General features: G+C 67.3%; 14 protein-coding genes and 1 pseudogene. 3 read left to right on the forward strand and 12 right to left on the reverse strand.

From position 1 onward, the window contains the following. Window positions 1-36 precede the first annotated feature (36 nt). The 10 genes from CKW28_RS15070 to CKW28_RS15115 all read right to left on the reverse strand — a co-directional run bounded on the left by CKW28_RS15070 (window position 37) and on the right by CKW28_RS15115 (window position 8,314). Window positions 37-567 (reverse strand): carboxymuconolactone decarboxylase family protein, encoded by a 531-nt coding sequence (locus CKW28_RS15070; protein ID WP_003927087.1) that lies wholly within the window; start codon window positions 565-567, stop codon window positions 37-39. Then, on the reverse strand, window positions 564-1,409 hold the full coding sequence (locus CKW28_RS15075; protein WP_003927088.1) for a TauD/TfdA dioxygenase family protein: 846 nt from the start codon (window positions 1,407-1,409) through the stop codon (window positions 564-566). Before CKW28_RS15075 ends, CKW28_RS15070 begins: the two co-directional genes overlap by 4 nt. Window positions 1,410-1,425: 16 nt before the next feature. Next, complete coding sequence (locus CKW28_RS15080; RefSeq protein WP_040547388.1) at window positions 1,426-1,755, reverse strand: hypothetical protein; 330 nt, start codon at window positions 1,753-1,755, stop codon at window positions 1,426-1,428. Between the two features lie 2 nt (window positions 1,756-1,757). After that, window positions 1,758-3,029 carry an aromatic ring-hydroxylating oxygenase subunit alpha gene (locus tag CKW28_RS15085; RefSeq protein WP_003927090.1) on the reverse strand — a complete coding sequence of 424 codons (1,272 nt, stop codon included), beginning with the start codon at window positions 3,027-3,029 and terminating at the stop codon, window positions 1,758-1,760. 49 nt (window positions 3,030-3,078) lie between these two features. After that, a complete protein-coding gene (locus CKW28_RS15090; protein WP_040547390.1) occupies window positions 3,079-3,837 on the reverse strand; it encodes an SDR family NAD(P)-dependent oxidoreductase in 759 nt (252 codons plus the stop codon). 13 nt (window positions 3,838-3,850) lie between these two features. Next, on the reverse strand, window positions 3,851-4,876 hold the full coding sequence (locus CKW28_RS15095) for a ferredoxin--NADP reductase (RefSeq protein WP_003927092.1): 1,026 nt from the start codon (window positions 4,874-4,876) through the stop codon (window positions 3,851-3,853). 81 nt (window positions 4,877-4,957) lie between these two features. Further along, window positions 4,958-5,410 (reverse strand): MarR family winged helix-turn-helix transcriptional regulator, encoded by a 453-nt coding sequence (locus CKW28_RS15100; RefSeq protein WP_003927093.1) that lies wholly within the window; start codon window positions 5,408-5,410, stop codon window positions 4,958-4,960. 23 nt (window positions 5,411-5,433) lie between these two features. Beyond that, entirely contained in the window at window positions 5,434-6,705 is a 1,272-nt protein-coding gene (locus tag CKW28_RS15105) for a metal-dependent hydrolase family protein (protein WP_003927094.1), read from the reverse strand. Then, window positions 6,702-7,031 carry a hypothetical protein gene (locus CKW28_RS15110; protein ID WP_003927095.1) on the reverse strand — a complete coding sequence of 110 codons (330 nt, stop codon included), beginning with the start codon at window positions 7,029-7,031 and terminating at the stop codon, window positions 6,702-6,704. Before CKW28_RS15110 ends, CKW28_RS15105 begins: the two co-directional genes overlap by 4 nt. Then, window positions 7,028-8,314 carry an aromatic ring-hydroxylating oxygenase subunit alpha gene (locus CKW28_RS15115; protein WP_003927096.1) on the reverse strand — a complete coding sequence of 429 codons (1,287 nt, stop codon included), beginning with the start codon at window positions 8,312-8,314 and terminating at the stop codon, window positions 7,028-7,030. Before CKW28_RS15115 ends, CKW28_RS15110 begins: the two co-directional genes overlap by 4 nt. A 189-nt stretch (window positions 8,315-8,503) precedes the next feature. Between CKW28_RS15115 and CKW28_RS15120 the strand changes: the two genes are divergently transcribed. The 3 genes and pseudogenes from CKW28_RS15120 (at window position 8,504) to CKW28_RS15130 (ending at window position 11,949) form a co-directional block, all read left to right on the forward strand. After that, the gene (locus CKW28_RS15120; protein WP_003927097.1) at window positions 8,504-9,958 is read left to right on the forward strand and encodes an aldehyde dehydrogenase; all 1,455 of its coding nucleotides are present in this window, start codon (window positions 8,504-8,506) and stop codon (window positions 9,956-9,958) included. A gap of 57 nt (window positions 9,959-10,015) precedes the next feature. Continuing rightward, window positions 10,016-10,925: pseudogene (locus CKW28_RS15125) on the forward strand (VWA domain-containing protein); the annotation flags it as partial. A 64-nt stretch (window positions 10,926-10,989) separates the two neighbouring features. Continuing rightward, a complete protein-coding gene (locus CKW28_RS15130; RefSeq protein ID WP_003927099.1) occupies window positions 10,990-11,949 on the forward strand; it encodes a TIGR03564 family F420-dependent LLM class oxidoreductase in 960 nt (319 codons plus the stop codon). A 33-nt stretch (window positions 11,950-11,982) separates the two neighbouring features. Here CKW28_RS15130 and CKW28_RS15135 read toward each other — a convergent pair whose 3' ends face one another. Both CKW28_RS15135 and CKW28_RS15140 read right to left on the reverse strand, forming a co-directional pair. Further along, complete coding sequence (locus CKW28_RS15135; protein WP_003927100.1) at window positions 11,983-13,566, reverse strand: fatty acyl-CoA synthetase; 1,584 nt, start codon at window positions 13,564-13,566, stop codon at window positions 11,983-11,985. Between the two features lie 52 nt (window positions 13,567-13,618). After that, window positions 13,619-15,103, reverse strand: coding sequence for an MCE family protein (locus tag CKW28_RS15140; protein WP_003927101.1), 1,485 nt, complete (start codon window positions 15,101-15,103; stop codon window positions 13,619-13,621).

The following is a 15,103-nucleotide window of genomic DNA, read 5'->3' on the forward strand; positions in this document are numbered from 1 at the left end:
GTCTGCGTCGTCAACGAGGGGGGTCGTTCCGCGGTGTCAGGCGTGTTCGGGTTCGACGCCGAAAGTGTTCACCGCGACGGCCAACAGTGCGTAACAGCCGACGGTGAACACCAGATCCATGCGCCCGCGGTCGTCGAAGTGCCGGCCGAGGGCCCGCCAGGTCCCCTCGGATATCTCGTGGTCCCGGGCGAGTTCGTCGGCGGCGCGGACCACCAGCTGATCCGGTTCGTCGGCCATCCGGCCATTGCGGATCCCCACGATCTCGGCTGGTGTCAACCCGGCCCGCTGGGCCAGCGGAATGTGGTGCTCCCACAGGTATTCGCAGTCGCGAAGCAACACCACCCGCAGCACCGCCACCTCCCGGGTGCGCGTCGAGAGCGTCGAATCGCGCAGCAGGTAGGCGTTGAACTCGAGATAGGCGCGGGTCAGCGCGGGGTGGCGCACCAGCGTCGCCAGCACGTTGCCCGCGTCGCGCGGGTTGGCTCGGTCCGGGGCCAGCAGCGGTGCCAGCGACCGCCGCACCTCGTCGGTCCACTCCTCGGCCGGCAGCGGGGAAAGGCGGGTCACTGGATCGGCTCGTCGCCGAGCACGGTGGTGCGCAACATCTCCCGCGGCGAGTCCTCGGGATAGGGGGCGGCGCGGTGGAGCACGCCGCGGTTGTCCCAGATCACGGTGTCGCCGACGGACCACCGGTGGCGGTAGACCCGGTCCTCGGTGGTGGCGCGGTCGAGCAGGTCGGCGAGCAACGCGCGGCCCTCGTCGAGGTCCATCCCGACGACGTAGTCCGCCGACGCGCCGAGCACCAGCGACTTGCGGCCGTTTCGGTGCGTCCACACCAGCGGGTGCTCGTGGGTGGGCCGGGCCCGCCAGCGCGCCAGCTGCTCGGGGGTCGGGTCCGGGGTGACCCGGCGCTGCGACGCCTCCAGCGAGTGCACCACACGCAGTGTCTCGACGTGACGCTTCTCCTCCTCGCTCAAGGCCTCGTAGGCGCCGTAGGAGCTGGCGAACTCGGTCTCGCCGCCCCGATCGGCGACCTGCACCGCCGACAGCACGGTGGCCTTCTGCGGATACTCGTCCCCGGTCGGGGTGCAACCGTCGATGTGCCAGTCGAAGGTGGCGCGCAGGTACGCCGCCGACGAGTTCTTCGACTTGTCGAGGGTGACCGGGTAGATCCCGGCGACGGGGTGGTGTCCGTCCGACGAATGGTCCACCTCACCGAGATGCCGGCAGAACTTCACCTGGGTCTGCGGGTCGATGCGCAGCCCCCGGAACACCAGCACACCGTGCTCCTCGAGCGCGTCCAGCACGGCGGCGCCGAGGGCCGCGTCGGCCGCCAGCTCGTCGGCGGTCGTCCCGGTCACCTCCGCCCCGACCGATGCGGTGAGTCTGTTGATGGTCAGCCGGCTCATCTCTCTCGTCTTCTCGTCACGGCACCGGTGCGCTGACGCGGTGCATCTCGGCGTCGGCGGAGTCGACGGGCTTCTGCGTGCCGAAGATCTCGACGGCCATGGACACCATCACCATCGAGTAGATCATGTGCAGCAGGTTCAGCACGTCCTCCGGCAGATCGTCCAGCGGATACTTGTCGCAATAGTCGATCGCCTCCTCGAACCGGGGCGAGAACGCGTCGTAGAACTCCCGCAGCTGGGCCATCGGGGTGTTCAGCCTCGTCTCCCACCGCTCCGGTTCGGTTGCCAGGCACCACTTCTCGGCGAACCGTTCGTACTCGGCGAATGCGCTCGGTAACCGGGCCATGCTCACACCCCCACCGCGGTGCGTTCGGACTGGTATTCCTCGACCCAGTCGACCACCACCTTGTGCAGGTGGCGGACCAGGATCTCCTGGTCGCTGAGCGGGAACTCGTCGACGATCGGTTCGTCCAGACCGTATTCCAGCGCGGCCTGGGTGCCGCCCAGCATGCCGGCGTCCTGCAGCGCGAACTCCTTGAGCACCACCGACGCCACCTCGTGTTCGATGCGTTCGCGTACCGTGCGTGCCGGGTGGAACGCGGTGTACGCCTCGAATCTGTGGGTGTTGTACGACGTCGGCCAGTACTGGTACAGCAGATACCAGCCGTGGTAGATGAGGATCTCCAGGTTCGGGAAGATCTGGAAGTTCGTGATCCCCCACGGTTCGATGCCGCCGGGATTCAGCCCTGCCGAGAAATGCGTCTTTGGGGTGCGCCACGGTCCGACGAGCCCGCTGCGGGTGGCGCGTTCGACCGGATACATGTACTCGGGCGGCATCAGCCAGCGGCGGGTGCCGGCGGTGGACACCAGCCGGTGTGGGCCGTCGATCTGGAAGTGTCCGCATTCGAACGTCGCATTGGGTTGCCGCACCGCACTGGGCACCTGCTGGGAGTGCAGGGACGGCACGTGGTAATACTCCTGGAACGCGTCGGCGAAGATCTTCCAGTTGCTGTTGTTGTGCGCCTCGAACTCGTAGCGTTCGGTCATCAGCCCGAACGGGTAGTCGTCGAGCGCGGTGATCATCGGGCCGAGGAACTCCCGCAGGCTCCACTTCGGCTCCGGGTCGAAGTTGATGAAGATGAACCCGTTCCACACATCGCAGTTCACCGGCTTCAACCCGTACCGGGCGGTGTCGAGGTCGAAGAACTCCGACTCCTGCTGCACGAACGTCAGATCGCCTTTGAGGTCGTAACGCCAGCCGTGGTACTTGCAGGTGAACTGCCGGCAGGCGCCCTTGACCTCCTCGTGGGGATAGTCGTTCCACACCAGCTTGTTCCCGCGATGCCGGCAGATGTTGTAGAAGGCGCGGATCTGCTCGTCCCTGCCCCTGACCACGATCACCGAGGTCTTGGCGACGTCGATGTTCTTGGTGAGGTAGCTACCGGCGCGCGGCAGTTCCTCCACCCGGCCGACGTGCAGCCAGGCCCGCTTGAACACGGCCTCCCGTTCGAGTTCGTAGAACTCCGGCGAGGTCGAGTCGCGGAACGAGACCGGTCCGGTCCCGAGTTCGGGATAGTGCTCGGTCCAACTGCCCTCGGCCGGTTTCGGCCACTTCTTCATGTGAACCTCCCAGTTCGCTCAGACTCTCGCTCAGACCGGTGGTGAGACGTCACAGCACCGAACCTCCGTTGACTCCCAGAACCTGACCGGTGATGAATCCCGCCGCCTCCGAGCACAGGAATCCGACGGCGGCGGCGATGTCGTCCCCGGTGCCGAGGTGACCGACCGGGATGCTCGCGGCCATCTGTTCGTTGGGTGGCAGATGACCGGCGGCCTGCGATCGATGTTGCATGGGCGTCTCGATGCCCGACGGCGGAATGTTGTTGACGGTGATGCCGAGGGGCCCGTACTCCCGCGCGAGCGACTTGGTCAGGGAGATCAGCGCACCTTTGGCGGCGGCGTAGTGGGCCATCTTCGGCGAGCCGCGCTGCGCGGACGACGACGAGATCATCACGATCCGGCCCCAGCCCGCCGCCACCATGTCGGGGATCGCCACCTGACAGCAGTGGAAGGTGCCGGTGAGGTTCACATCGATGAGCCGCTGCCAGGCCTGCCGGCTGATCTCGGTGAACGGGGCGAAGTCCACCAGACCCGCGCTCGTGACCAGGATGTGCACCGGCCCCAGTTCGGTCCGCACCTCGGCGAACGCATCCTCGACGGCGCGGCGGTCGCTGACGTCCGCGGTGACCGCGAGCGCCGTCACCCCGCCAGCCCGCAACTCCTCGGCGACCCGTTGCGCCGCTTCACCGTTGGCGTCGAGCACCGCCACCCGGTGGCCGCGCCGGCCGAGCTCATGGCAGGTGGCCTCCCCCATGCCGGAGGCGCCGCCGGTGACCACCGCCACCCGGGCCGGCGAACTACTTTCCATCAGACGCCACTTTCTACTCGTATCTCACGTGCACGCTGCGACTGGTGGGCAGCGCCTGGCAGGTGAGCACCCACCCCTCGGCCACTTCGTCCCCGTCGAGCGCATCATTGTTGAGCATCCGGGCACTACCGGCGACCAGACGGGCCATACACGTTCCGCAGGAACCGGTTTCACACGACGACGGGGCCCGCAGCCCGGCGATGCGGGCGGTCTGCAGCAGCGTGTTGCCGGACCGATACGGCGCCGTGGTGGTCTTACGGTCCAGTTCGATGATCACCTCTTCGGTCTGTTCACCGGCCTGGATCGCGGCGCCGGACGCGGGTGTCAGCTCGAACCGTTCGAGGTGAAGGCGGTCGCGGGGCACCCCCCGGTTCACGAGCGTCTGCTCGACGGTGTCCATGAACGGCCCGGGACCGCAGATGTAGAAGTCGGCACCGTCACCACCCACGGCCTCGGCGAACGCCTCGACCGCGGCGGGTCGGACCACCCCGGACTCGTCATCGAAGTGGTGGACGATCGACAACCGCCGCGGATGCGCGGCGACGAGCTCTTCGAGCGCGGCGCCGAAGATCACCGAGTCACGACTCCGGTTGGCGTAGAACAGCTTCACCCGCCGGTCGGTGGTGGCGAGGGCGTATTCGATCAGCGAGTAGACCGGGGTGATCCCGCTGCCGCCGGCGAACGCGACCACGTCGCGGTCGGCCGCGCCGAGCACGAAGCGACCGTCCGGGGGTGACGCGTAGATCTCCACACCGGCTGCCGCGGTGTCGTTGAGGTAGTTCGACACCAGGCCGCCCGGATCGCGTTTGACGGTGATCTGCAGATCCGACCCGTTGTGCGGCGATGACGACATCGAGTAGCACCGCCGGTGCCGGCCTCCGGCGATCTCGACCTGCAGGGTGAGGAACTGCCCGGCCCGGTAGCGGAAACGGTCGGAGCACTCGGGCGGCACATCGAGCACCAGGGACACCGCGTCCCGGGTCTCCCGCACCACCCGTTTGATGCGCAAGGGCGCGAATCCGACGGTCTCTTCCGACATCCGGGCCACAGTATCAAGTACTTGCGATTGGGCACAAGGGTCCGGATCCGCGCCGGATCGGATTCGGCAGCCGCCGGCGACTCAGTCCGTGATGTGATCGTCGGCCAGCGTGTGCCCGGTGCCCTTCTCGACCACCCGGGCCAGCAGATCGCGCAGGGTGCGCTGCTCCTCGGGGGTCAGCACGCCGAACACCGCCTCGTGCGCGGCGATCGCATCGCCGACCACCGCCTTGGCGACGCTGCGGCCTTCCCGGGTCAGGTACACCTTCAGGATCCGGGCGTGCTGCGGGTCGGGCCTGCGTTCGATGAGCCCGCGCTGCTCCAGCGACTTCAGTGCCAGCTGCACGCCCTGCGGGGTGATCAGCAGCCGGCGCGCCAACTCGGCGCCGGACAGTCCCGGTTCGTTGCTGAGCTGGCGCAGCACACCGATCTGTGCGGTGCTGACACCGTGCTTGCTCACCGCGTCGTTGACCGCCGTGAGTGAGAAATACCAGGCCTGTTTGAGGTGCCAGAGCAGGTTGTCACCGAACTCCATGGCGAGGTCGTCGGCCACTGCTCTCACCCCCGGTCTCGTCGGTCGACTCCGTCGTGCCGGTAGACCGCGCCGTCCTTCATCACGAACCGGACGTCGAGCGTGGCCGCGATATCCCGGGACGGGTCCCCCGGCACCGCGATGATATCCGCGCGGTATCCGGGAGCCAGCCGGCCGAGTTCGTCACCGGCCTCGATCAGTTCGGCACTGGTGACGGTCGCGGCGCGGATGGCCTGCATCGGGGTCATCCCCCGGTCGACCAGCGCGCAGAGTTCCCTGGCGTTCTCGCCGTGCGGTATCGCCGGCGCGTCCGTGCCGCAGGCGATCCGCACCCCCGCCGCGATCGCCTTGGGCAGCATCGACCGGGCCCGCGGAAAGACCTCCTCGGCCTTCTTCCGCAACTCCGGTGCGATGCGGTCGACGGCCATCGCCTCGGTGAGGTAGGTGGTCGACACCAGGAACGTCCCGGTGTCGGCCATCATCTGCAGCGTCTCGTCACTGGCGAGGAAGCCGTGCTCGACGCAGTCGATGCCGGCGCGGATGCAGGCCCGAATCGCACTGTCCCCCACCGCGTGCGCGGCCACCCGAACGCCCGCCCGGTGGGCCTCGTCGGCGATCGCGGACAGCTCCTCGTCGGAGAACTGCTGAGCTCCCGGTGCGGTGCTGTGCGACATCACCCCGCCCGAGGCCGACACCTTGATCAGCTTGGCGCCGTGCCGGATCTGATAGCGCACACAGGCCCGGACGTCGTCGACGCCGTTGGCGATGCCCTCCGCCACCGACAGCGGCATGATCCCGGGGGCGAGCCGCTGGAAGACGGTGGGGTCGAGGTGCCCGCCGTACGGGGTGACGGCATGTCCGGCCGGATAGATCCGCGGCCCGTCGTGCCAACCCTGGTCGATCGCGCGCTGCAACGCGACGTCGAGCAGATAGCCGCCGGTCTTGACCATCAGACCGAGGTTGCGCACCGTGGTGAACCCGGCCCGCAGCGTGGTGCGGGCGTTGACCGCCGCGCGCAGGGTGCGGTACACCGGATCGTCCTGCACACCGTGCATCGGGCTGGGCAACCCGGACGGACCCCCGGGCCCGCCGATGAGCAGGTTGAGCTCCATGTCCATCAGCCCGGGCAACAGCGTGACGTCGCCGAGGTCCAACTCGACCGCCGGATCACGCGGTGACTCAACCGGGTTCACCGCCGAGATGCGATCCCCGTCCACGACCACCACGGCGGGTGAACACACCTCACCGGCCGCCACATCGACCCACCGCGCGGCCCGCAGGACGGTCGTCGCGGTCACGGCACCGGTTCAGCCACGCAGTCCAGCGTGGAGGCGCCGGAGTCCGGGATCCGGGGTTGTTTCCAGCATTCGACCGGGAACGACACCGTGATCATCGAGTACAACAGATGCATCAGGTTGAGCACGTCCTCGGGCAGATCGTCGAGGGCGAACTTGTCGCAGTAGGCCAGGGCCTCCTCGGCCCGCGCGATGATCGCGTCGTAGAACTCCTGCATCTCCTGCATCGAGCTGCCCAGCCGCTTGGCGTACCGTTGCGGCTCGGTGGGCAGGATCCAGTCCGAGAAGCGTTCCAGATCGGCGAATTCCGGAGGAAGTTTGGCGGTCATCGGCCGGCCACCCCCGCTGCCGTCCCTGTGCTCTCCCGTTCATACCGGTCGATCCAGTCGGCGGTCTCCTTGTGCAGGTGGCGGATGAGCACCTCCTGATCGCACAGCACGAAGTCGTCGAGCACCCCCGATTCGATCATCGACTGGGTGGCCTCCAGTGTGTTGGCGTCCTGCAGGCCGTACTCCTTGAACGATGCCGCGGCCAGTTCCTGGGCCACCCGCTCGCGCGGGGTGCGCGCCGCCGGGAAGTACAGATTGCCCTCGAAGACGTGCGTGTTGTAGGACGTCGGCCAGTAGTGGTAGGTCAGATACCACCCCTGACCCCAGAACAGGATCACGAAATTGGGGAACAGCTGGAACGAGTCCAGCCCCCACGGATCGCACCGCGCCGGGTTGAGCCCCTTGGGCATCTCGCCCAGATCCGGTTTGTCCCAGGGACCGAACAGCCCGCTGCGGCAGATGTCCTCGATCGGCTTGCGCATCTCCTCCGACATCTCCCAGGCGCGCACACCGGAGGTGCTGACCAGCCGGTGCGGCCCGTCGATGCGGTAGTGCGGCGCCTCGAAACCGGCTTCGGCCGCGGCCTTCGAGTAGGCGGTCGGTGACTGGTTCGCGTGCAGCACCGGTGCGTGATAGAACTCCTGGAACGCATCCATGTAGAGCTTCCAGTTGGCCTTCACCTCTGAGCGGTAGGTGAACCGTGAGGTCATCCGGTCGAACGGATAGCCCTCCAGACCGGTGATCATCGGGCCGAGGAATTCCCGCAGCGACTGCTCCGGTTGCTCGGCGAAGTTGACGAAGATGAAGCCCTCCCACACATCGCAGTGCACCGGCACCAGTCCGTACCGGCTCTTGTGGAGGTCGAAGAACTCCTCCTCCTGCTGGACGAAGGTCAGGTTGCCGTCCAGGTCATACCGCCAGGCGTGGTACTTGCAGGTGAACTGCCGACACACCCCGCTGGTCTCCTCGAGCGGCATGTCGTTCCAGACCAGCTTGTTCCCGCGGTGACGGCAGATGTTGTGGAAGGCCTTGATCTCACCGGATCCCGTGCGCACCACGATGATCGAGGTGTTGACGACCTTGATTTCCTTGGTGAAGTAGCTGCCCTTGCGCGGAAGACGTTCCACCCGGCCGACATTCAACCAGGCACGTTTGAAGATCGCGTGCCGTTCCTTCTGGTAGATCTCGGGGTCGGTGCAGTCTCGGTAGGAAACCGGAGCAGTGCCCAGTTCGGGATGGTGTTCGGTCCAACTTCCCTCGGGCGGTTTGGGAAAACGAGCCATTCCTGGATTTCCTGTTCCTGTCTGATCCTGCCCGGTCGTGTCCGGTCCTGCCCGGTCTTGTCAAACCCTCCCGGCGGCGACCGTGCCGGGCACGGTAGGGCCGACGGTATATGCTTGAGGTCGTAACCGCAAGTAGTTGATATTGGTGGTCCGCACCTGGATCATCGAGTATTCGAGGGGGTCGGACCGGTGCATCCCGAGGAGCTGTTCATCGGTGGCGAGTGGGCAACGCCGAGCAGCGCACAGCGCATCGAGGTGATCTCACCGCACACCGAGGAACCCGTCGCCGCGGTGGCGGCCGCCTGCCCCGATGATGTCGACCGGGCGGTCGCCGCGGCGCGGGCGGCGTTCGACACCGGACCGTGGCCGCGGATGGATCCGGCCGAACGCGTCGCGGTGATCCGAGGGCTGGCGGAACGCTACGGCGAGCGGCGATCCGAGCTCGCCGAGCTCATCACCGCGCAGATCGGCGCACCGATCAGCTTCGCCCAGCGCGCCCAGGTCGGGCTGCCGTGGACGATGATGTCGGCCTTCTGCACCCTGGCCGAGAACCATCCGTGGCAGCAGACCCGGGCCGGGATGTACGGGGCCGATGTGCACGTGCGACGGGAGCCGGTGGGGGTGGTGGCGGCGATCGTGCCGTGGAACATGCCGCAGTTCCTGATCGTCACCAAGCTGATTCCGGCGCTGCTCGCCGGGTGCACCGTCGTGCTCAAGCCGGCGCCCGAATCCCCCTTGGACGCACTGCTGCTGGCCGAGCTGATCGCCGATTCCGGCATCCCGTCCGGGGTGGTGAACGTGCTGCCGGGTCCGGCCGGGGTCGGCGAACGGCTGGTACGCCACCCCGGGGTGGACAAGGTGTCGTTCACCGGCTCGACCGCCGCCGGCCGCGCGGTCGCCGCCGCCGCGGCCGCCGGACTCAAACGGGTGAGCCTCGAACTGGGCGGCAAGTCGGCCGCGGTGGTGCTGTCGGATGCCGATCCGGCGGCCGTCGCCACCGCGGTGCGTTCGGCCAGCCTGAGCAACAGCGGACAGATCTGCAATGCCCTCACCCGCATCCTGATGCCGGCCGGCCGGGCCGCCGAGTTCACCGACGCGCTGGCCGCCGAGATGGAAAGCCTGGTGATCGGCGATCCCACCGACGCGGAGACCCAGATCGGCCCCTTGGTGGCGCGGCGGCAGCAGGAACGGGTTCGCGGCTACATCGAGGCGGGCTGCGCCGAGGGCGCCCGGCTGGTCACCGGCGGCCCCGGACTCCCCGCCGGTGTCGACAGGGGGTGGTACGTGCAGCCCACCCTGTTCGCCGATGCGGACAACTCCATGCGCATCGCGCGCGAGGAGATCTTCGGCCCGGTGCTGACCGTGATCCCCTACCCCGACGAGGATGCGGCCGTGGCGATCGCCAACGACTCCGACTACGGGTTGGCCGGCTCGGTGTTCACCGCCGACACCGAACGCGGGCTGGCGATCGCCGCACGCATCCGCACCGGCACCTTCGGGGTCAACCAGGGCTACACCATGGACCCGTTCGCCCCGTTCGGCGGTGTCAAGGGCAGCGGATACGGCCGCGAGCTCGGACCCGAGGGCATCGACGCCTACACCGACGTCAAGTCGATCTCGGTCGCCCCGGCTTCGACCACCTAGTGTCGATCCGGCGGTCAGCCCAGTTTGATGGCGGAGACGTACATCTCGACGACCGGACGGTCGGCGGGCCCCCGGGCGCGGCCGCTGCCGACGCGCATCCACTTCACCGACGGACAGAACCCGGGCGCCGCGGTGGGTGTCGGCGGAGCGCTGCACCCGGAATGGGACGTCTTCAAGGGCCGCTACCGGGCCGAGTGGTGCCGGGTCATCGATCATCCCCTCACGACGAGCGCGGACATCTCGGCAGCGGCTGTTCGCCAGGAACCCGTTCTCCGGCAACGGCTGATCCGGATCGGATTGGGGCCGAAGATCTTGCGCCGCCGGCCCGACGGCGACGCACTCGATGTCGAGTCCCTGGTCGACCTGGCGGTCGATCTGCGTAGCGGCGGCTCGACGCCGGAGCTGATCTACAACGAACGCCGCAAGGTCGCCCGCGACCTTGGCGTGCTGATCCTGCTCGACGCGTCGGGGTCGTCGACCGACGCCGATCCGGACGGGATGGCCGTGCACGAGCACCAGCGTCTGGCCGCCGCCACGCTGGCAGCGACCCTCGAAGAACTCGGTGACCGGGTCGCCGTCTACGGTTTCCGTTCCCGCGGCAGACATGCCGTGCACCCGCCCGCCATCAAGACCTTCGACCAGCGTTTCAACGCGCTCAGCCGGGCCCGGCTGAATCAGCTCCGACCGGACGGATACACCCGCCTGGGCGCCGCCATCCGCGGCGCGGGCGAGATTCTCAAGGCCGAGGCCGACGTCCACCGGGCACTGACCGGGTTACGCTTGGACGGTATTGCCTGCCTGTGCCTTTCGCTGGGTTCCGGAACCAGCGCGGACGCGCTCGAACGCGTCTTCGGCGCCGCCGGTCATGCCGGCGCCGCGACGCTGACCGAATTTGAGTCCGCGGATGGTCGAGTTGTTCATGGCGTCGCTGCGTGAGCTCGCCGCGCCGCGACCGAGGGCGGTCTGACGGGCGCCGGCGATATGTCTGCGCTTCGGGACCTCCCGAATGCCACGTTGCCGAGGAGGTTCACATGCGGATCGGGTTGATGGTCGGTTCGGACAAGGAGCGGTCCCGTGCCGACCGGCTGACCGGTCTGCTGGACGACGGGCGGGCCGCCGAAGCCGACGGGTTCGCGTCGTTCTGGATGCCACAGGTGCCCGGATATCTCGACGCGTTGACCGCGGTCGCGCTGCTCGGTCAACGCACCAAGCGGATCGAGATCGGCACCGCGGTGGTGCCGGTCCAGACCCGCCATCCGCTGATCATGGCGCAGCAGGCGCTGACCACCCAGGCCGCCTGCAACGGCCGGTTCACCCTGGGTCTGGGGCCGTCGCACCACTGGATCATCGCCGATCAGCTCGGCCTGCCCTACGACCGACCGGCCGCGCTGATGCGCGACTACCTCGACGTGCTCATCGCGGCATTCGCCGGCCCCGGCGCCGTGGCCGTCACCAACGACAGCTTCCGGGTGTGCAGCCCCATCGACGTCACCGACGCCACGGGCCCACCGGTGCTGATCGCCGCGCTCGGTCCGACGATGTTGCGGATCGCCGGAGAGCGCACCGGCGGCACGATCCTCTGGATGGCCGACGAGAGGGCGATCGGCGAGTACGTCGTCCCGCGCATCACGGCAGCGGCGGAGCGGGCCGGACGCCACGGCATTCGCGTGGTGGCCGGGGTGCCGGTCGCGCTGTGCGCCGACCGCGACGTGGACGCCGCCCGGGCATACGCCAGTGAGGTGCTCGGCCACGCCGACGTCTCCCCCAATTACGTCCGACTGCTCGAGCACGGCGACGCGGCCGATGTCGGCGACACCATGGCCGCCGGTGACGAGGCCGCGGTGCGGGCACGGTTGCGCCGCTACCGCGACGCCGGGGTCACCGACCTGGCGGTCCGGGTGGTGCCGCTCGGCACCGATGCCGGCCGGCGAGCCGCCTCCCGCCGCCGCACCCAGGAGTTCGTCGTCTCACTCGTCGACGAGCTCTCCTAGTCGGACATCCATCATGTGACCACTGAACACGTGTCACTCCGGGTGGTTCAGAAGCGCGGAAAAGGTATTTCGCAGCTCCCGTTTGAGGATCTTTCCGCTGGGATTCTTAGGGAGGGTTTCGACGATGAACACATGCTTCGGTGTCTGAAACCCCGCCAAACGTCCCGAGCAGTGGGCGGCCACCGTCTCCTCGTCGAGCGTCGCCCCCTGGCGTGGGACCACCGCAGCGCACACAGCCTCAATCCATTTCGGATGTGGCACCCCGAAGACAGCGACTTCCGCGACACCAGGGTGTTGGTAGATCACCTCTTCGACCTCACGACTGGCGACGTTCTCGCCACCGGTTTTTATCATGTCCTTCTTCCGGTCGACCACGGTCAGGCATCCGTCGTCATCGAAGAATCCGAGATCTCCCGAGTGGAACCACCCGTCGCGGAATGCTTCCACAGTCTTGAGATCATCGCGCCAATAACCGAGGGTCAGGTGTGGGCTCCGGTGAACGATCTCCCCCACGGTTCCCGGCGGCACCGAGGACCCCGCCTCATCGACGACGGCCGTTTCGACGTTCAGGGCGGGATATCCGGCCGATCCCGCCTTCGACTCCTGTTCCTCCGGGCCGAGAATTGTTGCTACCGGGGACATCTCAGTCTGACCGTATAGATTCCACAACCGTAGTTCCGGTAGTCTGGTTCGGATTTCGTTCAGCACCTCGATGGGCATACTGGACGCCCCGTAGTAGCCCTTGCGCAATGAGGTCAGGTCGAAGTCGCTGAACCGTGGGCTTCGCAGCAGTGAGATCCATACGGTCGGCGGCGCGAAGAACTTGGTGACTCCGTGTCTTTCGATGGCGGTCAGAATGGCAACTGGATCGGGTTTCGGCAGGACGACGCTTGTTGCGCCGAGGTAGATGTCCGGACCGAGGAAGCAATCGAGTTGCGCGCAGTGGTAGAGCGGCATGGTGTGAAGGTCGATGTCCTCAGCGCACATCTCACCGCCGACGATGACGCTCAGATATGAGTGCACCAGCGAGCGACTGCTCAGCAGAACTCCCTTCGGCCGGGACTCGGTTCCGGAGGTGTACATGATTCTGATGGGCTCGTCGTCGGCCACCGCGACTTGCGGAGCGGCGCCTGCGGTCAGAGACCAGTCGTCGAAGTTCTCCCATGAATCTCCAGCCACGCCAGACGAATCGCCGATGACGGCGCGTGCATGTACTGTCCGTTCGATCTGCGCGAGGGCAGCCTGCGCGGTACCGCAGAATTCTTCTCCGGCGATGATTCCATCGGCCTGGCTGTGTTCGAGAATGTAGGCGACTTCTTCCGCAGTCAGCATGAAGTTGATCGGTACGAGCAGAACACCACAGCGAGCGGCCGCGTATGCGGCGACCACAAACTGCCAGTTGTTCCGGGACAGGATCGCCAGGCGGCCCCCTTTGTGGAGCCCGCGCTCATCTAACGCAGCAGCCACGTGGTCAACCAATCCGTCCAGTTTGTCAAAGGTCAATGCGGTGTCGGGGGTGACCAGAGCCGTCTTGTCCGGAAATCGGGTCGCGCTACGACGCAGCAGGTCTGCCAAACCGTGGCTCCGGGCGGTGGAGACGGTGTCCGGGGTGACCATCAGTAACCTCTCTCGTGGCTTCGACGCATGGACTGGTGTCGACAGATCCGGCTCATTTCTCGCCTTCCGGCGCGCCGACGTCACTTTCCGGCGGGATCAGCATTTCCTGCCAGGTCTGCTTACGTCCGCCGGCGGTCAGGTCGGTCCGGGTGTGGAGTTGGCCGTCGGGAGCGATGTAGTTTCCGGTTTCCGGGTTGTATTCGACGACGGACAGCGGTGGCCGCTCCGCCTCCGCGCTGATGCGCGACGCCGCGGCGCTCGGGTTCTTCCACGGCTGCGGGACGGACTGGCCGGACAGGGTGCCGTTCGGGTCGCCCTTCCAGTTGAAGCCGTCGTTGAGTGGTACGTACTGCTCGCCGCTCTCGCACATCTCCCAGGTCGGCGCACGTTTCCCGGGAACCGTTGCGCACGGGATGTTGCGGGCACCGCGCACCGAGCCCGGTGTCGAGTTCTGCGGTATCCGGCAGTAGAGGTGCCCTGCCGGGGGCACGGGGTGGTCGACCATCGCAGGACCACGGCGTTGTTCGGGCGGTAGGTAGCCGGTGACACATGGTTGCGGCAGGTTGAGATTGAGGTTGAAACTCAGGTATGCGCCCCTGTACTTCGGAGGGAGGTGCCGGTTGGCGATACCGGTTCCCTGAGCCTGCTGGACCAGTTGCGGCACCAGGACGAGGAGCTGTTCGATGTTCGGTTGGTAGTCCAGTGCCACCTGCGCCACGGTCACCAGGTTGGCCAGCAGCACAGGCATGGTGGGCCGTACTCGTTCGAACAGCTGCCCTACCTCATCGGCCGCGCCCGGCCCGCGCTCGAGGATGCCGGCGACGGCGACGTCGCCGACCCGAAGCTCGGTGGTGATCGTGCGCAGGCTCGCTGCCCACGCCTGGATCGAGTCGGCGCTGTCGACCTGGGTGTCGAGGATCGCCGGTCCGTGGTCGATCAGGGTCGTGAGCTCGGGCAGTCTCGCCTGGGCGTCGATGGCCAGCGACGTCGAGGCCTCGACGAATCTCGCGAGCTCCGGTCCGAGACCGCCCACCGCCGCGTAACTCTCGTCCACCACGGTTCTCAGGTCTTCTCGGGGGATCGCCTGCAGTCCGCGGTTCGTGGCTGCGGTGAGCTGGTTGATGTCCGGCGGCACACGGACCCGGTCCACGGGAACGACGTCCCCATCGGCGAGCGGGCGCGCATCCCCGGTCAGCGGTGTGAGTGCGATGTACTGCTCGCCGAGGGCCGTCACGCTGTGCACCGATGCAGTCACGTCAGAGGGTATCTCGATGTCGTCCCGCAGTGACAGCACGGCGGCCACACCGGTTTCGGTCAGTCTGACGTCGACGATCCGTCCGATCTTGGTGCCTTGATAGGTGACGTTGCCGCTCGGATAGGTCCCCCCGGCCCGCGGCAGCTCGACGGTGACGGTGTAGCGTCCGATACCCAGCAGGGCGGGCAGTTCGACATACCCGAAGGTCATCACCGAGCCTGCGATGGCCGTCACGATCGATATGATGACCAGCTGGATCTTCACGCGTGTGGTCAGGTGCAT

Source organism: Mycolicibacterium thermoresistibile (genome assembly GCF_900187065.1).
In the GTDB taxonomy this organism is placed as follows: Bacteria; Actinomycetota; Actinomycetes; order Mycobacteriales; family Mycobacteriaceae; genus Mycobacterium; species Mycobacterium thermoresistibile.